The following is an 18,169-nucleotide window of genomic DNA, read 5'->3' as shown; positions in this document are numbered from 1 at the left end:
GGTTTTCTATGGTGGGCGTAGCTCAGTTGGTAGAGCCCCGGATTGTGATTCCGGTTGTCGTGGGTTCGAGTCCCATCGTCCACCCCAAATTTGGTCTAGTCTGAAGATTGAAGAACCCTCTGGTGGGCCGTTAGCTCAGTTGGTAGAGCTGCTGACTCTTAATCAGTAGGTCGTAGGTTCAAGTCCTACACGGCCCACCAGAGGGTTCTTCACTAGCCTCCTCCCCCTCCCTGGCGCTAAACGGCTTTGCCATCCATGGCAAAGCGCCGGGCGCATGCGCCCGGTCCTACACGGCCCACCAGAGGGTTCCTCCTTAAACAAAAACCCCCGTCAGGGGGTTTTTGCTTTTCACTCTCTTAAATCTCATTTCCTGCGCCAGGTGGTCCCGCCGGCGCCGTCCTCGATGACGATCCCGGCCTTGTCGAGTTCCGCCCGCAGACGGTCCGCTTCCTTCCAGTCCTTGTTCGCCCGCGCAGCCTTGCGTGCGGCGATGAGCTTCTCGACCTCTTCGGCCGGCAGGCCCTCGCCCTTCTCCGCGCCGGACTGCAGATAAGCATCCGGATCGGACTCCAGCAGGCCCAGCAAGCCGCCCAGTTCCTTGAGCAGCGCGGCGAGGGACGCCGCTTCAGCGGGCTTGGCCTCGCGCAGGGTATTCACCTCTCGGGCGAGATCGAAGAGCACGCTCATGGCGATGGGCGTGTTGAAGTCGTCGTCCATGGCCTCGGCGAAGCGGGTACGGTAGACACTCTCCTTCGGCGCCTCAGCGGCCGGCATCTTACGCAGTGCGATGTAGAGGCGGCCCAGCGCCGCGCGGGCCTGGTCGAGCTGTGCGTCGGAGTAGTTCAGGGGGCTGCGGTAGTGGCTGCTCACGATGAAGTAGCGCACCACTTCCGCCGGGTAGAGCTTGAGCACGTCCCGTACCGTGAAGAAGTTGCCCAGGGACTTGGACATCTTCTCGTCGTCCACGTTGACGAAACCGTTGTGCATCCACAGGTTCACGAAATGCTTGCCGGTGGCGCCCTCCGACTGGGCGATCTCGTTCTCGTGGTGCGGGAAGGCGAGGTCCATGCCGCCGCCGTGGATGTCGAAGGTCTCGCCCAGCGCGGTGGTGGACATGGCCGAGCATTCGATGTGCCAGCCGGGGCGGCCCGCGCCCCAGGGCGAGGGCCAGGCGGGCTCGCCGGGCTTGGCGCTCTTCCACAGCACGAAGTCCAGCGGATCCTTCTTGGCGCTGTCCACTTCGACCCTTTCGCCGGCCCGCAGGTCTTCCAGGCGCTTGCCGGAGAGCTGGCCATAGTCCTTGAACTTGGATACCGCGTAGAACACGTCGCCGTCGCTGCCCTGGTAGGCAAGGCCCTTATCCATGAGCCGCTGGATGATGTCGATCATGGCCTCGATGGAGCCGGTTGCCTTGGGCTCGATGTCCGGCGGCAGCACCTTGAGCGCCCGCTCATCCTCGTGGACGTATCCGATGAACCGTCCGGTCAGGGCCTCGATGCTCTCGCCATTCTCGGCGGCGCGCTTGATGATCTTGTCGTCGATGTCGGTGATGTTGCGCACGTAGGTAAGCTTGTAGCCGCTCGCCCGGAACCAGCGCGCCACCATGTCGAAGGCCACCAGCATGCGCGCGTGGCCGATGTGCATGTGGTCGTAGACCGTGAGCCCGCAGACGTACATGCGCACTTCCCTGTCGCGCATGGGCTTGAAAGTCTCTTTCCTGCGGGTGAGTGAGTTGTATATCTCGAGCATGGCGGCTGATGTTATAGGTTGTCGGCTGCGGCGCGGTTAAATCGGGCTTCGATGAGCTTGGGGTCCATGAGCTTCCACAGCTTCTCCATCTCCGGTCCGTCCAGGCGGCCAGTGAGCGCGGCCCGCAGCGGCTGGTAGAGGGCCTTGCCTGAGCACCCGGTGGCGGCGCCCACCGCCTGGGCGAAGGGCTTGAACTCAGGCTGAGACTGGCGCAGCACGCCCTGCACCGCGTCGAAGAAGCCCCTGCCCGCCCGCTTCAGGGCGGCCAGGGCATCCTGGGCGGGTTCGACCTTCGCCACGTACAGCGCTGCGGCCCATTCCGCGCCATGCAGCGGCCGGGTGACGTTGCCCCGCACCGCTGCCACGAATGCCTCCCGCCGCGATTCCGGGACCAGCCGGGCGATCTCAGGATGCACCACCGCCATCCAATCCCACAGCTCCGCGCTGGAGGCATGGCGCACCGCCTCTCCCTGCCAGTGCTCCAGCTGGGTATGGTCGAAATGGGCCGGCGAATGCCCCAGGTGCGCGGCATCGAAACTACGGGCCAAGGTGGCGAAATCCGCCAGCGCGTTATCGGCGTAGCTGTGGCCGAGGCGCGCCAGGTAATTGAGCAGCGCCTTGGGCAGGATGCCCTCGGCCCGCAGGTCCTTGAGGCTGCCGCCGCCCTCGCGCTTGGAGAGCGGCGCACCGCCCTGTCCCACAATGAGCGACAGATGCGCGTAGTAAGGCGCCTTGAGGCCGAGGGCCTCCAGCAGCAGCAACTGGCGCGGCGTGTTGGCCAGGTGGTCCTCACCGCGCAGCACGTGGGTCACGCCCATGAGCGCGTCGTCCACCGCGTTGCTGAAGAAGAACGCCGGGCTGCCGTCGGCGCGGCGGATGATGAAGTCGCCGATGTCGTGGTGGGCGAAGGCCTGCCGGCCCCGCACCAGGTCCACGAACACGGTCTCGCCCTGCTCCGGCACCCGGAAGCGCAATGCCGGCCGGTCTCCCCGGGCGAGCCGCGTCTCGATCTCGGCGGTACCGAGCTTCGCGCAGGTGCCGGCGTAACGCGGCGGCTTGCCGGCGGAGAGCTGCGCCTTGCGCGAGACCTCGAGCTCGGTGGCGGTGCAGAAGCAGGGATAGACCTTGCCCCTGTCGGCGAGCTGCTTGAGATGGTCCGCGTAGATGTCGCCGCGCTCGGACTGGCGATAGGGACCATGCGAGCCGCCCACGTCCGGACCCTCCTGCCAGGCGATGCCGAGCCAGGCGAGGTCTTCCCGCAACTCGTCCTCCAGCGCCCGCAGGGAACGGCTGGCATCGGTGTCCTCGATGCGCAGCAGGAAGCTGCCTTCGTCGCGCGCCGCCAGCAGCGCCGAGAACAGCGCGGTGCGGGCATTGCCCACGTGCAGGTGGCCGGTGGGGCTCGGCGCGAAACGGGTGCGGGTGACCATAGCTGGCGGCATTTTATCAGGGCCGAACCCACGGACCGCCGCCGGGTATTGGTTATGATGAGATATCGTCAGCCCCGGACTGCCCCATGCGCGTCTCGCTCACCGCTCTCCTGACCCTGGCCTTGCTCACCGCCTGCAGCCAGGCGCCCGTGCAGCCTGCTCCGGTGCAACCGGCACCTGCGGCCGCTCCTGCGCCCGCCGCTGCCACCGTCCCGGCACCGGCTGCCGCCCCGCCGCCGCAGGTCCAGCCGGCTGCACCCGCTGCCCCTGCCTCACCCCCACCGCCCCATGAGGTACCGGTGGACAAGGATCACCGCGAGGTGCGGGTCCACACCAACTATGGCGACATCACCCTGCAACTGGACGCCGTCCAGGCGCCGCTCACGGTCAAGCACTTCCTGATGTACGTCAAGGAACGTTACTACGACGGCAGTGGTTTCTACCGGGTGATACCCGGCTTCGTGATCCAGGCCGGTGACTACACGGCAGGTCTCGACTACCGCCCACCCACGCACAAGTCCGTGCGCTTCGAGAAGAACTCCTTGATCCATCAGCGCGGCAGCGTCGCACTGGCGCATGACCAGGACCCGAACAGCGCCAACGCCGCGTTCTTCATAGACGTGCAGGACAACACCCAGCAACTCGCTCCCTACGCCGGCAACCCGGGCTACGTGGTGTTCGGTCAGGTGGTGGCGGGCATGGACGTGGTGGATAAGATCGCCGCGGTGGAGACCCATACCGTGACGCTGATGAACGCGGTGGCGCCTTACGATGACGTGCCTGTGAAGCCGGTGAAAGTCCTCAAGGTGACGCTGCTGCCCATGCCACGCGCCGGGAAACCGTGACGTCTTGATATGATTGATCATCGACAAGGAACCGCCATGCGCACATCACTCATCGCTCTCCTGAGCGTCGCCATGCTCGCCGCCTGCAGCCAGGCCCCGGTGAACCCGGCGGCACCGGTGCAGACCCAGGCACCCGCCGGCGCCACGATGGCGGCCGCCGACTGCCCGCCCCCGCCGGCCCAGCCCGTGCGCTACCTGCCGCCGCCGCCCCCAACTCCGGTGCAGCGCGTGCCAGTGGACGAGAACCACCGGCTGGTGAAGATCGAGACCAACATGGGCGATATCCTGGTACAGCTCAATGCCGAACGCGCGCCGCTCACGGTGAAGAATTTTCTGGCCTACGTGAAGGACCGCTACTACGACAACAGCGGCTTCTACAGGGTGGTCCCTGGCTTCGTGATCCAGGGCGGCGATTTCACGCCCGAGCTCAAGTACCACCAGCCCAAGCGCGCGCCCATCCCGAACGAGTCCGGCAACGGCCTCAGCAACCAGCCGGGAGCCATCGGCATGGGCACCGACGCCTATCCTCACAGCGCCCAAGCGGCGTTCTACATCGACCTCGAGGACAACCGGAAGCTCGACCCGCGCCCGGACCGCTGGGGCTACGCGGTGTTCGGCCAGGTGGTGGAAGGCATGGACGTGGTGCGCAAGATCGCCACCGTCGAGACCCATACCGTGGTGCCGAAGGGCAACAAACCCGATGATGCGTTCCACGACGTACCGGTGCAGCCGGTGAAGATCCTCAAGGTCACGCTGGAACCGCTGCCGGGTGCCGTCAGGCAATGACCACCCTCTTCATCTCCGACCTGCACCTGGATGGGTCGCGGCCGGAGACCACGGATGCGTTCCTGAAGCTGCTGCGGGAAGACGCGCGCCGCGCCCAGGCGCTCTACATCCTGGGGGACTTCTTCGAGGCCTGGATCGGCGACGACGACGATGACGCCCACTCGGCGCTGGTGATGGCGGCCTTGCGCGGAGCCACCCGCGCCGGCCTGCCGATCCGTCTCATGCACGGCAACCGGGACTTCCTCATCGGCCAGGGCTTCGTGGACAGGACCGGCGTGGAGCTCTTGCCGGAGCCCACGGTGCTGGACCTCTATGGCGTCCCCACCCTGCTGGTCCACGGCGACACGCTCTGCACCGACGACAAGGAATACCAGATGGTGCGGCGCATGCTGCGGGACCCGGCCTGGCAGCAGGATTACCTCTCCAAGCCCATCGCGGAGCGGCGCGCCATCGCCGCCGCCGCGCGCGCCCAGAGCAAGGCCCACACCGCCACCCAGGCGGAGTACATCATGGACGTGAACCCGAAGGCGGTGGAGGAGCTGATGCGCCAGCACGGCGTGACGCGCCTCATCCACGGCCACACCCACCGGCCCGCGGTGCACCGCTTCACGTCAGCGGACGGCAAGCACCTGGAGCGCATCGTGCTGGGAGACTGGTACGAACAGTCCAGCAGATTAACTTGGGATAAGAGCGGCGGGATGCTCTCGGACCGGCGCGTGTCCGACGGGAAGGCGGATTAAACCGGCATCCCTGAATGAAACCTGAATAGCTTGTCTTTGGAACCGATCAGTTCCGCTTCCACGCCCCGGAACAGCTCTACTCTCTCCGCCACATCCCCCGCGCCATACTTCTCCGCCATGCCGAGGTAGAGCCTGAAGTGCCGCGACTCGGCGGCATCCAGGCCGTGGTAGAAAGCCGATAGTTCCCCGTCCAACACCGGCGCCAGGGCGCCGAAGCGCTCGCAGGAGCGGGCCTCGATGAACGCCCCGATCACCAGGAGGTCGGTGAGACGTTCAGGCTCCTTCTTGCGCAGGTGCCCGCGCAAGCCTTCCGCGTAGCGCGCCGCCGTGAGCGGCCGGTACTCGATGCCGCGGGCGCGCAGGATGCGCGCCGCCTGCTCGAAGTGGCGCAGTTCCTCCCGCGCGAGGCGCGAGAGCGCTTCCTGCAGTTCCGGCAACCGCTCGCCATAGCGGAACATGAGGTTGAAGGCGGTGGCGGCGGCCTTCTTCTCGCAGTTAGCGTGATCTATGAGCAGCACGTCCTGCTGCGCGAGCGCCGCCTCCACCCAGCGGGCGGGAGTCGGGCAGCCCAGCATCGCGGCGGGGCTCGGATGTTCCTTGGTGACGGGCATATCAGGTCTTGAAGGCGATCACGAGGTCCATGACGTTGGTGCCGGTGGGACCGGTATGCACCAGGTCGCCGCTGCCCTCCAGGAAGCTCCCGGCATCGGCACGGGCGAGGCAGTCGGCGGCATCGTAACCCGCATCGGCGCCCCGCTCCAGGGTGGCGCCGTCCACCAGCGCGCCGGCATCGTCACTGGCGCCATCGCTGCCGTCGGTACCGGCGGCGAGCAGCGTCACGCCATCGGTGCCTGCGAGCACGCGTGCGGCGGCCAGCGCCAGGTGCTGGTTGCGCCCGCCCTGCCCCGGGTTCTCGGGCAATTTCACCGTGGTCTCGCCGCCCCACACATGCACGCCCTTGCCGGCCTTGAGCATCAACTGTGCGATGCGTTGCCCGCAAGCAGCTGCATCCGTCTCGGGGAACGGGCCATGGTCCTCTACCGCGTATCCGGCGGCGCGGGCTGCCCCGGCCGCCGCCTCCCTTGCATGGCGGTTTGAGGCGATGAGGTGCGTATCGATGCTGGCGGCTGCAGGGACAGGTTCGCGCCGCAGGGGCAATGCGGCGAAGCGTGCCGGCAGTTCCGGCAGGGGTTGCGGCACAGATGGCAGCAGGAGACCCGAGCCGATGCCCTCGGGCACGTCACCCGGCACATCGGACATGAGCAACAGAGTCGCGGCGCGGCCGTGCAGTTCCGCCGCCAGCTGCCCGCCCTTGATGCGCGAGACCGCGGTGCGCACCCGGTTCACGGCGGCGATGGGCAAGCCGCTGCCCAGCAGCCACAGGTTGAGCTGGCGCAGGTCCTGCAGGGACACGCCATCCACCGGCACCTCCACGAGGCTCGAGGCGCCGCCCGACACCAGGAACAGGAAGCGCGCATCGTCCGGCGCCTGCTCCAGGAACAGGCGCAGCGCGGCGCCGGCGGCGAGGCTGTGTTCGTCCGGCAGTGGATGACCCGCCTCCAGCGCCAGGATGCGAGGGTCGCGGTACACCGCCGCGTCGTCCAGGTGCCCGTGACGGGTGATGACCAGGCCCGAGCGCAGGCCCTCGCCGTCCACCTCCAGCGCGCCGGCCGCCATGGCCCCGGCAGCCTTGCCGAGCGCCACCAGATAGTAGGGCTCTCCCATGCGATGGGCACGCAGCCAGTCCCGCACGCAGTCACGCCCTTCCACCGCCGCGAGCGCGCGCCGGTAGAGGTCGAGGATCAGATCCTGCGGGAAGGCGGTGCCGCGCATGGCTCCGGCGCCGGCCGGGATCAGGAGATGTTGACAAGGCGTTCGGTCTTGTTGCGCTTCTGCTTGGCCTCGTCGGAGCGCTCCTTCTCCAACGAGTCCAGGTAGTCCTGGGTCACGTCGCCGGTGATGTATTCGCCCGTGAACACGGAGGTCTCGAAGCGCTGGATGCGCGGGTTGCCGCGGCGCACCGCGTCGATGAGGTCGTCGATGTCCTGGTAGATGAGCTTGTCGGCGCCGATGAACTTGGCCACCTCGTCTTCGGTCTTGTCGTGGGCGACGAGCTCGTGGGAGGTGGGCATGTCGATGCCGTAGACGTTCGCGTACTTGACCGGCGGCGCGGCCGAGGCGAAGTACACCTTGTTGGCGCCCACGTCGCGCGCCATCTGGATGATCTGCCGCGAGGTGGTGCCGCGCACGATGGAGTCGTCGACCAACAGCACGTTCTTGCCGTGGAACTCGAGGTCGATGGCGTTGAGCTTCTGGCGCACCGACTGGCTGCGCAGCTTCTGTCCCGGCATGATGAAGGTGCGGCCGATGTAGCGGTTCTTGATGAACCCTTCGCGGTACTTCACGCCGAGGGTGTTGGCGAGCTGCAGCGCGCTGGTGCGGCTGGTATCGGGGATCGGGATCACCACGTCGATGTCGTGGTCCGGCCACTCGCGCTGGATCTTCTCGGCCAGCTTCTCGCCCATGCGCATGCGTGCCTTGTGCACCGAGACGTCGTCCATGGTGGAGTCGGGGCGCGCGAAGTACACGTACTCGAAGATGCAGGGCGCGAACAGCGGTTTCTCGGCGCATTGGTGGGTGTAGAGCTTGCCGTCCTTGTCGATCACCACCGCTTCGCCGGGCGCCACGTCACGCACCAGCTGGAAGCCGCACACGTCAAGGGCCACGCTCTCGGAAGCCAGCATGTATTCGGTACCCGCCTCGGTCTCTCGCTTGCCGAACACCAGCGGGCGGATGCCGTTGGGATCGCGGAAGCCCACCACGCCGTAACCGGCCACCAGCGCGGTGACCGCGTAGGCGCCGCGGCAGCGCCGGTGCACCGCGCTCACCGCCTTGAAGATGGCGCGCTCGTCCGGCTCCACGCCGCCCACCCGCTGCAGCTCGTGTGCGAACACGTTGAGCAGCACCTCGGAGTCGGAGCTTGTGTTGAGATGGCGCAGGTCCTCCTTCAGCAGCAGTTCCTTGAGGGCACGCGCGTTGGTGAGGTTGCCGTTGTGAGCGAGCCCGATGCCGTAGGGCGAGTTGGTGTAGAACGGCTGCGACTCGGAGGGATGATGGCTACCGGCGGTCGGGTAGCGGGTATGGGCGATGCCCAGGTTGCCCTTGAGCCGGAGCATGTGGCGCTCGTGGAACACGTCGCGCACCAGGCCGTTGCTCTTGCGCAAGTGCAGGTGCCCAGCCTCGCTGGTCATGGCGCCGGCTGCGTCCTGGCCGCGGTGCTGCAGCACCAGCAGCGCGTCGTAGAGCTGCTGGTTCACGTCACCCCTGCCGACGATTCCGACGATGCCGCACATTCAGATGAGCCTCGGTGAAGTTATCAACCTGGATCCAGTTCCGCGGGTGCCGGGGCCGCCGGAGCCGGCAACGGATGGAAGTCCACCGGCACCGGGGCCATGCGCCGCACCACGTTGACGAGCGGCATGGCGTAGGGGATGAGCTTTGACTCCCGCCACCAGCGCGGCTGGGGCACGAGCGCCATGCTGCCGAGCACGATGATGACGGTCACGATCACCACGCCGCGGGCGGTGCCGAACACGGTGCCCAGGGAGCGGTCGCCGACGCCGGCACCCGAGCTCTCCACCAGCTTTTTGAGTAGCATGCCGACCACGGTGCTGACGATGAGCACGCCCGCCAGGATCACACCGTAGCCGACGATCAGGCGGTCCTCTCCGCCCTTCACGAACTTGAAAGCGTTCCCGATGGGGGCCGCGTAGCGCACCGCCAGCCAGAAGCCCAGTATCCACAGCAGCAGGGAAGCGACCTCGCGCAGGAACCCGCGCGCCAGGCCGAGCAGCGCCGAGACGAAGATGATGGCCAGGATGGCGATGTCGGCTGGAGTCATGCGCGCCCCGCGCGGCGTGCCGCTGTAACCGTTCGGACGCCTATTTTACCAGAGGCGTCAAACCCACGCTTCGGACCGGCGAGGACGCGTCGGAACGTCGGGGCCGCGGAAGGCATGGATGCATACGCGGCGGCGTCAATCAGTCGTTCGGCACCACGCTGGCCTTGCCGCCGATCGCCTTGGAGACCACGCCGGCCGCCTTGTCGGCATCGGAACGTTCCGCGTAGGGGCCGGTGCGCACCCGGTAGTAGGTGTGGCCCGCCTTGGCAAAGCGGCTGACGCTGGCCTTGATGCCGTGTGCCTTGAGGGTCTTCACCACCTTGTCGGCATTGGCCTGGGTGCCATAGCTGCCCGCCTGCACCATCCACTTGCCGTTCGCCTGGGTCGCGACCGGAGCCGGCTTGGGCGCCGGGGTGCGCGCGATGCTGTGCACAGGCGCCTTGGCCTTCGGCGCGGGCTGCAGGACCGGCGCCGTGGCGGCCGTGGGTGCGGCTGCGGTGGCCGGTGCCGCCGCCAGGGCGGCGCCGGGCGCGGTGGATGCGTCGAGCGGCAGCGTGTACTGCTGGACGGCGGTGGAACCGGAGGGCGGCAGCGTCAGCGCCTGGTTCACGCTGGAATCCGGCGCGGGCGAGCCCTTGAGGAAGAAGGGGATGATGATCACGCCCAGCACCACCAGCACCGCGGCGCCGATGAGGCGTTCTTTGAGTCCGAGCTCCATTGCCGATCTCCCGGTCGGTAGCGGCGGAACCGCCGCGCGCGGGGGAGTATAGCTTGTCAGGCGTCCTTGAGGACGGCGGCCACCGTCTGGAACGAGCCGAACACCACCACCCGGTCGCCGGGACAGGCTTCTCCCATGGCCGCGGCATAGGCGGCCGGCACCGAGGGAAATTCCGCGAGCTGTGCCTCAGGCAGCGCCGCGTGCACGCGTGCCGCCAGGGCCGCCGCGCTCTGGCCGCGCGGGCCCTCGAGCCCCCCCAGGTACCAGCGCTGGAAGCGGCCGGCGAGCGCGCGGGCCACCTCCTCCACGGCCTTGTCCTTGAACATGCCCATCACCGCGACGTTCTGTCCTTGCGCCGGCGCCGCCAGCAGGTTCTCCGACAGCACTCGTGCCGCGTCTGGGTTATGGGACACGTCGAACACGGTCTCCACCGGCCCCGCCACGCGCTGGAAGCGGGCCGGGATGCGCGCCTCCATCAGGCCCCGGCGGATGGCGGCTTCCGGCACCCGCAGTCGCTCGCTGGCCTGCAGCGCGGCGATCACCGAAGCGGCGTTGTCGTACTGGACGCGGCCCGGCAGCGCCGGTGCCGGCAGCCCCGTATAGCTGCCCTCCCGTCCACGCCAAGTCCAGCCCCCGCCAGCCGGGTGATGCTCGAAGTCGCGGCCGATGAGTCTTAGATCCGCATGGAGGGTCGTGGCGTAGTCCCGCAGGGATGCGGGCGGCTCCCGATCACCGCACACCGCGGGCCTACCGGTGCGGAAGATGCCGGCCTTCTCGCGGCCGATGCTCTCCCGATCGGGGCCCAGCCAATCCTGATGGTCCAAGCCGATGGAGGACACCAGCGCTGCATCCGGGTCCAGCGCGTTCACCGCATCCAGCCGCCCGCCCAAGCCCACCTCCAGTACCGCCGCCTCCACACCGCGGCGCGCGAAGATATCGATGGCGGCGAGGGTGCCGAACTCGAAGTAGGTGACCTTGAGGTCGCCGCGCACCGCGTCGATGCGCGCGAAGGACTCGCAGAACTCTTCATCAGGGACATCCTCACCGTCCACGCGCACGCGCTCGTTGTAACGCAGGAGGTGGGGCGAGACGTAGGCGCCGGTCTTGCGGCCGGCGGTCATGAGCATGGCCTCGGCGAAGCTGACGCAGGAGCCCTTGCCGTTGGTGCCGCCCACCGTGAGGAAGGGGTACGCGGGCCGGTCCAGCTTGAGCGCAGCGAGCACGTGGCGTACCCGGTGCAACCCGAGATCGATGACGTCCGGGTGCAGTTGCTCCTGCCAGGCCAGCCATTCGGGAAGAGTCTTGAAGCGCATGGATCGGGCGCGAGAGCGCCTCAGGAATTCTCGGCTTCAGCCGGCGCGGGCTGGCGCGTCATCATCGCCAGGAGGCTCGCGAGCTTATCGCGCATCTCGCGCCGATCCACGATCAGGTCCACCGCGCCGTGTTCCACCAGAAACTCGCTGCGCTGGAAGCCCTCCGGCAGGGTCTCGCGCACGGTCTGCTCGATGACGCGCTGGCCGGCGAAGCCGATCAGCGCCTTGGGCTCCGCCACATTCACGTCGCCCAGCATGGCGAGGCTGGCGGAGACGCCGCCGGTGGTGGGATCGGTCATCACCGAGATGAAGGGGACACCGGCCTTGGCGAGCCGCGCCAAGGCGGCGCTGGTCTTGGCCATCTGCATCAGGGAGATCAGCGCCTCCTGCATGCGGGCGCCGCCGCTCGCGGAGAAGCACACCAGCGGCGCGCCCTCTTCCAGGGCCGCATCGGCGGCCCGCAGGAAGCGCTCACCCACCACCGAGCCCATGGAGCCGCCCATGTAGCGGAACTCGAAGGCGCAGGCGACGATGCGCATGCCCTTGAGGCGGCCCTTCATGGCCACCAGCGCGTCTTTCTCGCCGGTCGCCTTCTGGGCGGAGGTGATGCGGTCCTTGTATTTCTTGCTGTCGCGGAACTTGAGCACGTCCACCGGCTCCACTGAGGCGCCGATCTCGACGCCGGAACCCGCGTCCAGGAAGAAGTCCAGGCGCTGGCGCGCGCCCAGGCGCATGTGGTGGTTACACTTGGGGCAGACGTAGAGGTTGCGCTCCACCTCGGCGCGGTACAGCACCGAGTTGCACTCGTCGCACTTGGTCCACAGCCCCTCGGGCACGCTGCGCCGGCTGGCGCGGCCTTCGGTGTTGATGCGGGAGGGGACGAGCTTCTTGAACCAGTTCATCGGATCCTCATGCTCCTGTCCTGCGGGCCGCGTCCATCGCCTGGCGCAGTCCCTTCACGAATTCCTGCACCGCGGCGGTCATGGCCGCGGCATCATGCCTGTGCTCGGCGACGCGGCTCACCACCGCACTGCCGACGATCACCGCGTCTGCCACCCCGGCGAGCGCCGCGGCGGTGGCCGCGTCACGCACACCGAAGCCTACACCCACGGGCAGCGGGGTCAGGCCGCGTAGCGCTCCGAGCCTTGAGCGGACCTCGTCCAAGTCCAGGCGCGCGGCCCCGGTCACGCCCTTCAGGGAGACATAATAGACGAAGCCCGAGGCGGTTTCCGTGATGCGGCGGGCACGCGCCATGTCTGTGGTGGGCGCCAGCAGGAAGATGGGGTCGAGACCCCGGGCCTTGAGCAGCCCCGCCAGCGGCGCGGCCTCCTCCGGCGGCATATCCACGGTGAGCACACCGTCCACGCCCGCCTCGGCGGCAGCGGCGGCGAAGGCCTCGGCGCCGAATGCCTCTACCGGATTGAGGTAGCCCATGAGGATCACCGGCGTGTCGCGGTCCGTGGCACGGAACTCCCGCACCATGGCCAGCACGTCTTTGAGAGTGGTGCCGGCGGCCAATGCCCGCTCGCAGGCGGCCTGGATCACGGGCCCATCGGCGCTCGGGTCGGAGAACGGCACGCCAAGCTCCAGCGCGTCGGCCCCGGCTTCCACCAGCGCGTGCATCAGCGGGACGGTGGCGGCCTTGCCCGGATCGCCTGCGGCGATGTAGGGCACCAGCGCGCTGCGGCCAGCGGCCTTCACGGCGGCGAAACGCTCCGCGATGCGGCTCACAGCTCGATGCCCTCCCGCGCCGCCACGGTGTGGATGTCCTTGTCGCCGCGGCCCGAGAGGTTCACCACGATGGACTGTTCCTTGCGCATGAGCGGGGCGAGCTTGAGGGCCCAGTAGATGGCGTGGCTCGATTCCAGCGCCGGCATGATCCCCTCGCTGCGGGTGAGCGCGTGGAAGGCTTCCAGCGCTTCCGCGTCGGTCACCACCTCGTACTTCACGCGGCCGATGTCCTTGAGCCAGGAATGCTCAGGACCGACGCCGGGGTAGTCGAGGCCGGCAGAGATGGAGTGGGTCTCGGTGATCTGGCCGGCGGCGTCCTCCAGCACGTAAGTGCGGTTGCCATGCAGCACACCGGGACGCCCGCCCGTGAGGGAGGCCGCGTGTTTTCCGGTATGCAGGCCGTCGCCGCCCGCCTCCACGCCGTAGATGGCGCAGGCATCGTCGAGGAAGGCGTGGAACAGGCCGATGGCGTTGGAGCCGCCGCCGACGCAGGCTACCAGCGCATCGGGAAGCTTGCCCTCCGCCGCCAGGATCTGCCGCCGCGTCTCCTCGCCGATGCAGGCGTGGAAGTCGCGCACCATCATGGGATAGGGATGCGGTCCCGCCACGGTGCCGATGACGTAATAGGTGTCATCCACGTTGCTGACCCAGTCGCGCATCGCCTCGTTGAGCGCGTCCTTGAGGGTGCGGGAGCCGGCAGTCACCGGCACCACCGTCGCACCCAGGAGCTTCATGCGGTAGACGTTGATGGCCTGGCGACGGATGTCCTCCTCGCCCATGTACACCACGCACTCGAAGCCGAAGCGTGCCGCCACCGTGGCCGTGGCCACGCCGTGCTGGCCTGCACCGGTCTCGGCGATGAGCCGCTTCTTGCCCATGCGCCTGGCGAGCAGCGCCTGGCCCAGCGCGTTATTGATCTTATGGGCACCGGTGTGGTTCAGGTCCTCGCGCTTGAGCCAGATTCGCGCACCGCCGGCATCGGCGGTGAGCCGCTCGGCGAGGTAGAGGGGCGAGGGCCGGCCGACGAAGTCCCGGAGGTGGCGCTGCAGTTCCGCCTGGAATGCTGCGTCGCGGCGGGATTCATCGTATGCAAGCCTGAGTTGTTCGACCGGGCCCATCAGGGTCTCGGCCACGAAGCGTCCGCCATAGGCGCCGAAGCGTCCGCCCGCGTCGGGCAGAGTGCGCAGCGACTCCTTGAGCGCTTCCTTCTTAAGCGTCTGCGGCATCGTTCACCTCGCGCACGAAGTCCGCCATCTTGTCCGCATCCTTGATGCCGGGCTTGGACTCGACGCCGCTCGACACGTCGACGCCGTAGGGCCGCACGATGCGGATGGCGGTAGCGACGTTGGAAGGGTTGAGCCCGCCTGCCAGGATCAGCGGCGGTCCTTCGAACCTGGGCAGCGCGGCCCAGTCGAAGCTCACACCGGTGCCGCCGCCCTGGCCCGCGGCATGGCTGTCCAGCAGGAGCGCCGCGGCGCCGGCGTGGCGGTGTGCATACTCCGCCACGTCCGCCTGGCTGCCCATGGGCACGGCCTTTATGTAGGGACGGGCGAAACCGCGGCAGAACTCCGCCGGCTCGCCGCCGTGGAACTGCAGCAGCTCCACACGCACGTTGTCCAGGACCTGCTGCACCTGTTCCCGGGAGGGGTCCAGGAACAACGCGGTCACGGTGACGAAGGCCGGCAAGCTCGTCACCAGCGTGCGGGCCTGCTCCACGCCGACGTGGCGCGGGCTCTTGGGATAGAACACCAGGCCCACCGCATCCACGCCGAGGCGCGCGGCCGCCGCGCAGTCCTCGCTCCGTGTCATGCCGCAGACCTTGACCCTGACGCGCAAAGCTCATCTCTCCCGTGGAAGGACGGAAAGCGTATCAGAAAAGAGCGCGCCGGCCGGGACCGGGATGCCGAATTCCGGCGGGTACTGCACCGCGGTCAGGCTCAGGCCGTTCGGCGGCGCGGTCACGCCACCCAGGGTGCGGTCGCGTCCCTCCAGCACCTCGCGCGCCCAACCAGGATCGCGCTTGCCCTCGCCCACCGCCACCAGCACCCCGGCGATGTTGCGCACCATGTGGTGCAGGAAACCGTCGGCTACCGCATCGATGACGATGCGCTCGTCTTCGCGCCTGACGTCGAGCCGCGTCAGCGTGCGCACCGGCTGCTTCGCCTGGCAATCCACCGAGCGGAATGCGGAGAAGTCATGCTTGCCTGTGAGATAACGTGCCGCCGCCGCCATGCCCGACTCGTCCAGGGGCCGGTGGATCCAGGTGAGCTCGCCGCGCATGAGCGCCGGGCGCGTGGCCCGGTTCAGGATCACGTAGCGGTACTGGCGCGCGTTGGCCTTGAAGCGGGCGTGGAACGTCTCCGGCACCTCCATCACCCAGCCCGCCGCCACGTCCGGCGGCAGGTTGGCGTTGGTGCCGAGCAGCCAGCCGCGCAGGTCGCGTCTCGCGCCCGTGTCGAAGTGGATCACCTGGCCCGAGGCATGCACGCCGGCGTCGGTGCGGCCGGCGCAAGTGACCTCGACCACATGGTCGGCCACCTTCGCCAGCGCGTCTTCCACGGCGGCCTGCACGGTGCGGCCGGGATGGACCTGGCGCTGCCAGCCCATGAAGGCGGAACCGTCGTATTCGATGCCGACTGCGTAACGGGTCACTCGTGCCACCGCTTGAAAGGACTGCGCCGCCCGAAGGCGGCGCAGATGTACGTCGGGACGGACCGGCCGGTCAGGAGACGTGCTTGATCAGCTCCTGGGCTTCCGACTTCTGCTGGGCGTTGCCCTCGGCGATCACCTCTTCGAGGATGCTCTTGGCACCGTCCGGGTCGCCCATGTCGATGTAGGCGCGGGCGAGGTCCAGCTTGGTGCCGATCTCGTTCATGCTGCTGCCGCCGCCGGCAGGGGCGTCCTCGGCGGCGGGCACGCTGCCGAGATCCATGCTGAGGTCATCCGCCGGGGCCGGGGCCTTCGGCGGGCGGATCGCCAGCGTCTTATCGTCCTCTTCTTCCGTCGCCGGCTGGGCCGGGACGTTGGTGTTCACGAACGAGGCCAGGTCGTTCAGGGCCTTGTCGAACTCCACCTGGGAATCCGTGCCGAAGTCCGTGGCCACTGTGGGCTCGTCTGTGCCGAGCGAGGGGGCTGCCTTCTCGACGCCGCCCTGCTTGGCCGGGGTGGGCTCGAAGTTGAGGTCACCCAGGTCGAACTCCATGCCGCCTTCAGCCGCCTTGGGGGCTTCGGCCACGGGTTCCGCCGCAGGCTCGGCCGCCATCGGCTCGATGTCCGGCAGCGAGAAATCCATGCTGTTGTCAGCCGCCGGGGCCGGCGCGGGAGCCGGAGCCTCAGGGATCGGAGCCGCACCGGCGCTGGTGAAGGCGCCGCCGAGCGCGTCCAGGTCGCTGACCACCGTGTCGGTGCCGCCGCCATCGAGCGCGAGGTCCACCGCGCCGGTGACGGCGCCGCCTCCGGAGCTGAACAAGGGCTCGTCGGGGGCCACCTGGCGGCCCATGATCGCGACGCTCTCCCAGTCCTTGTCCGGCGCGCCGCCCATGGACTGGCGCAGCTTCTTGGCTTCGTTGACAAAGTTGTCCTTGTCGCCGGCGGTGAAGAACACCTCCAGCAGCTTGACCTGCACCGCGCGCGCGTTCGGATCCTGGCGCAACGCCTTGCGCAGCACGTCCGCGGCCTGGTCATACAGGCCGTAGGCCATGTGGAAGTCGGCCTCCGCCATCGGATCGGACACGTCGAGCTGCGAGCCGCCGGTCGCGGCGCCGCCCATCATGGTGTCACCGCCCGAGGGCATCGGCGGAGGCGAGGCCATGAGCATGGTCTTGTCGCTGTCGCCGAGCTCACTCGGCGGCTCGGCCAGCACCGTCTTCTCCTGCACGTCTTCCGAAGCCGCGATCTTCTTGCGGTTGCGGGTACGCGTGGTGGAGGACGCGGCGGTGTCGTCACCGGAATCCACGCTCTCCTGCTTCATCCAGTCGGCCTTGATGCGGCCCGGGCCCTTGGCGGTGGCACCGGAACCGCCGCCAGCAGCTTTGCGCTTCCTGATGATCACCACCGCCAGCACGATCATCGCGATGACGATCAGGGCGATGATGCCGTAGAGGCTGAACACCATGTCCAGGATGCCGCCGGACTCCTGCACCGGTTGCGGCGCGGGCTTGGATTTGGCAGGCGTGGACTGCGCCGCCTGGGGCAGCGGCACGTTGGTGGCGGCGGGCGGCGTCGGCAGACTGGGCGCGGCGTTCTGCTGCGTGGCCTGCTGCTGCACGTTCGCCAAGGAGTTGCTGTTGACCGACAGCGGCGCCTGGTTGGCGGGCGTCGGTGCGGGCGGCGTCAGGCCACCGGACGGCGCGCTGCCCGTGCCCGGCTTGCCGGTGCTGGAAGGCGCGGTGCCGCTGCCCTGCTGCTCGGCACCCGGCACCTCTGCGCTGCTCTCGGCGGCGGAACCCGGGGCCACGATCTGCAGCTCCGGCGAAGTGGTGGCGGGCGCGGCGGACGACGGCGCCGCCGCGATGCGGTTCTCGCGCCAGGCCTGCATCTGCTCGCGCACTTCGGCGTTGGCGTCGGCGACGCTGATGGCCTGCACGTCGGTCGCAGCCGGCATCCGCAAGATGTAGCCCGACTTCATGCGGTTGATGTTGCGCATGAAGACTTCGGGGTTCGCCTGGTAGATGGCGATCATCATCTGGTTGAGCGTCACGCCCTCCGGACGCACCGACTTGGCGATGCTGGAGAGGGTCTCACCGCGATGAATCGGGCCGTAATTCATGCCAAGCGCCCGTTGTGCGGGCGCCTGTTCGAACGAGGGCGCGGGTGCGGGCGGCGGCGAAGCGGTCGGCTCGGGCGTGGCTGCTTGCGGCTGCGCTTGCGGCGCAGCGGCGACTTCCGCTGGCGCCTGTTCGGCGGGAGCCTGGCTCTCGGGTGCGGTCATCGCCGGCGCGGCGGTGGCGGGCGTCG

The 18,169-nt window shown here is 68.4% G+C and carries 17 protein-coding genes and 2 tRNA genes; 5 read left to right on the top strand and 14 right to left on the bottom strand.

All coding sequences use genetic code 11. The features are described from left to right. Positions 1 to 11 precede the first annotated feature (11 nt). Together VF651_00175 and VF651_00170 are read left to right on the top strand one after the other, a co-directional pair. Positions 12 to 87 (top strand) — tRNA-His (locus VF651_00175). Positions 88 to 124: 37 nt separating this feature from the next. Beyond that, positions 125 to 200 (top strand) — tRNA-Lys (locus tag VF651_00170). Between the two features lie 163 nt (positions 201 to 363). On the opposite strand, the gene cysS is transcribed toward VF651_00170, so the two are convergent. Next, entirely contained in the window at positions 364 to 1,749 is a 1,386-nt protein-coding gene (gene cysS, locus VF651_00165; GenBank protein ID HEX7964107.1) for a cysteine--tRNA ligase, read from the bottom strand. Positions 1,750 to 1,760: 11 nt separating this feature from the next. Then, positions 1,761 to 3,179 carry a glutamate--tRNA ligase gene (gene gltX, locus VF651_00160; GenBank protein HEX7964106.1) on the bottom strand — a complete coding sequence of 473 codons (1,419 nt, stop codon included), beginning with the start codon at positions 3,177 to 3,179 and terminating at the stop codon, positions 1,761 to 1,763. Positions 3,180 to 3,265: 86 nt separating this feature from the next. On the opposite strand from gltX, the gene VF651_00155 reads away from it, so the two are divergent. The 3 genes from VF651_00155 to VF651_00145 are packed head-to-tail and all read left to right on the top strand — an operon-like array spanning position 3,266 to position 5,550. Further along, complete coding sequence (locus tag VF651_00155) at positions 3,266 to 4,024, top strand: peptidylprolyl isomerase (protein ID HEX7964105.1); 759 nt, start codon at positions 3,266 to 3,268, stop codon at positions 4,022 to 4,024. Between the two features lie 36 nt (positions 4,025 to 4,060). Beyond that, entirely contained in the window at positions 4,061 to 4,810 is a 750-nt protein-coding gene (locus VF651_00150) for a peptidylprolyl isomerase (protein ID HEX7964104.1), read from the top strand. Then, on the top strand, positions 4,807 to 5,550 hold the full coding sequence (locus VF651_00145; GenBank protein HEX7964103.1) for a UDP-2,3-diacylglucosamine diphosphatase: 744 nt from the start codon (positions 4,807 to 4,809) through the stop codon (positions 5,548 to 5,550). The genes VF651_00150 and VF651_00145 overlap by 4 nt, the downstream gene beginning before the upstream one ends. On the opposite strand, the gene VF651_00140 is transcribed toward VF651_00145, so the two are convergent. From VF651_00140 to VF651_00085, 12 genes are all read right to left on the bottom strand, one after another. Continuing rightward, complete coding sequence (locus VF651_00140; GenBank protein HEX7964102.1) at positions 5,547 to 6,161, bottom strand: tRNA-(ms[2]io[6]A)-hydroxylase; 615 nt, start codon at positions 6,159 to 6,161, stop codon at positions 5,547 to 5,549. The genes VF651_00145 and VF651_00140 overlap by 4 nt on opposite strands. A gap of 1 nt (position 6,162) precedes the next feature. Continuing rightward, positions 6,163 to 7,383 carry a DUF4147 domain-containing protein gene (locus VF651_00135; GenBank protein ID HEX7964101.1) on the bottom strand — a complete coding sequence of 407 codons (1,221 nt, stop codon included), beginning with the start codon at positions 7,381 to 7,383 and terminating at the stop codon, positions 6,163 to 6,165. Between the two features lie 20 nt (positions 7,384 to 7,403). Continuing rightward, positions 7,404 to 8,903, bottom strand: a complete 1,500-nt coding sequence (purF, locus tag VF651_00130; GenBank protein HEX7964100.1) for an amidophosphoribosyltransferase — start codon at positions 8,901 to 8,903, stop codon at positions 7,404 to 7,406. Between the two features lie 23 nt (positions 8,904 to 8,926). Beyond that, the gene (locus tag VF651_00125) at positions 8,927 to 9,451 is read right to left on the bottom strand and encodes a CvpA family protein (protein HEX7964099.1); all 525 of its coding nucleotides are present in this window, start codon (positions 9,449 to 9,451) and stop codon (positions 8,927 to 8,929) included. 139 nt (positions 9,452 to 9,590) lie between these two features. Then, positions 9,591 to 10,169: an SPOR domain-containing protein gene (locus tag VF651_00120; protein ID HEX7964098.1), complete on the bottom strand. Its 579-nt coding sequence runs from the start codon at positions 10,167 to 10,169 to the stop codon at positions 9,591 to 9,593. 56 nt (positions 10,170 to 10,225) lie between these two features. Then, positions 10,226 to 11,482: a bifunctional tetrahydrofolate synthase/dihydrofolate synthase gene (gene folC / locus VF651_00115; protein HEX7964097.1), complete on the bottom strand. Its 1,257-nt coding sequence runs from the start codon at positions 11,480 to 11,482 to the stop codon at positions 10,226 to 10,228. 20 nt (positions 11,483 to 11,502) lie between these two features. Then, a complete protein-coding gene (accD, locus tag VF651_00110) occupies positions 11,503 to 12,384 on the bottom strand; it encodes an acetyl-CoA carboxylase, carboxyltransferase subunit beta (protein ID HEX7964096.1) in 882 nt (293 codons plus the stop codon). A 7-nt stretch (positions 12,385 to 12,391) separates the two neighbouring features. Continuing rightward, entirely contained in the window at positions 12,392 to 13,213 is an 822-nt protein-coding gene (gene trpA / locus VF651_00105) for a tryptophan synthase subunit alpha (GenBank protein ID HEX7964095.1), read from the bottom strand. Continuing rightward, positions 13,210 to 14,439, bottom strand: a complete 1,230-nt coding sequence (gene trpB / locus VF651_00100; GenBank protein HEX7964094.1) for a tryptophan synthase subunit beta — start codon at positions 14,437 to 14,439, stop codon at positions 13,210 to 13,212. Before trpB ends, trpA begins: the two co-directional genes overlap by 4 nt. Next, positions 14,423 to 15,049, bottom strand: coding sequence for a phosphoribosylanthranilate isomerase (locus VF651_00095; GenBank protein ID HEX7964093.1), 627 nt, complete (start codon positions 15,047 to 15,049; stop codon positions 14,423 to 14,425). Before VF651_00095 ends, trpB begins: the two co-directional genes overlap by 17 nt. Before the next feature lie 3 nt (positions 15,050 to 15,052). Beyond that, positions 15,053 to 15,865 (bottom strand): tRNA pseudouridine(38-40) synthase TruA, encoded by an 813-nt coding sequence (gene truA, locus VF651_00090; GenBank protein HEX7964092.1) that lies wholly within the window; start codon positions 15,863 to 15,865, stop codon positions 15,053 to 15,055. Between the two features lie 70 nt (positions 15,866 to 15,935). Continuing rightward, positions 15,936 to 18,169, bottom strand: a 2,234-nt coding sequence (locus VF651_00085) for a FimV/HubP family polar landmark protein (GenBank protein HEX7964091.1), incomplete at its 5' end; no start/stop codon positions are given.

This window comes from Gammaproteobacteria bacterium (assembly GCA_036383255.1).
Lineage (GTDB): Bacteria > Pseudomonadota > Gammaproteobacteria > Natronospirales > REEB76 > DASUBN01.
This window is presented reverse-complemented; position numbering and strand designations above follow the sequence as displayed.

What these genes read in the sequence shown, in the direction of transcription:
- cysS (HEX7964107.1), bottom strand. Translation starts at nt 1,749, where the DNA reads ATGCTCGAGATATACAACTCACTCACCCGCAGGAAAGAGACTTTCAAG.
- gltX (HEX7964106.1), bottom strand. Translation starts at nt 3,179, where the DNA reads ATGGTCACCCGCACCCGTTTCGCGCCGAGCCCCACCGGCCACCTGCAC.
- VF651_00155 (HEX7964105.1), top strand. Translation starts at nt 3,266, where the DNA reads ATGCGCGTCTCGCTCACCGCTCTCCTGACCCTGGCCTTGCTCACCGCC.
- VF651_00150 (HEX7964104.1), top strand. Translation starts at nt 4,061, where the DNA reads ATGCGCACATCACTCATCGCTCTCCTGAGCGTCGCCATGCTCGCCGCC.
- VF651_00145 (HEX7964103.1), top strand. Translation starts at nt 4,807, where the DNA reads ATGACCACCCTCTTCATCTCCGACCTGCACCTGGATGGGTCGCGGCCG.
- VF651_00140 (HEX7964102.1), bottom strand. Translation starts at nt 6,161, where the DNA reads ATGCCCGTCACCAAGGAACATCCGAGCCCCGCCGCGATGCTGGGCTGC.
- VF651_00135 (HEX7964101.1), bottom strand. Translation starts at nt 7,383, where the DNA reads ATGCGCGGCACCGCCTTCCCGCAGGATCTGATCCTCGACCTCTACCGG.
- purF (HEX7964100.1), bottom strand. Translation starts at nt 8,903, where the DNA reads ATGTGCGGCATCGTCGGAATCGTCGGCAGGGGTGACGTGAACCAGCAG.
- VF651_00125 (HEX7964099.1), bottom strand. Translation starts at nt 9,451, where the DNA reads ATGACTCCAGCCGACATCGCCATCCTGGCCATCATCTTCGTCTCGGCG.
- VF651_00120 (HEX7964098.1), bottom strand. Translation starts at nt 10,169, where the DNA reads ATGGAGCTCGGACTCAAAGAACGCCTCATCGGCGCCGCGGTGCTGGTG.
- folC (HEX7964097.1), bottom strand. Translation starts at nt 11,482, where the DNA reads ATGCGCTTCAAGACTCTTCCCGAATGGCTGGCCTGGCAGGAGCAACTG.
- accD (HEX7964096.1), bottom strand. Translation starts at nt 12,384, where the DNA reads ATGAACTGGTTCAAGAAGCTCGTCCCCTCCCGCATCAACACCGAAGGC.
- trpB (HEX7964094.1), bottom strand. Translation starts at nt 14,439, where the DNA reads ATGCCGCAGACGCTTAAGAAGGAAGCGCTCAAGGAGTCGCTGCGCACT.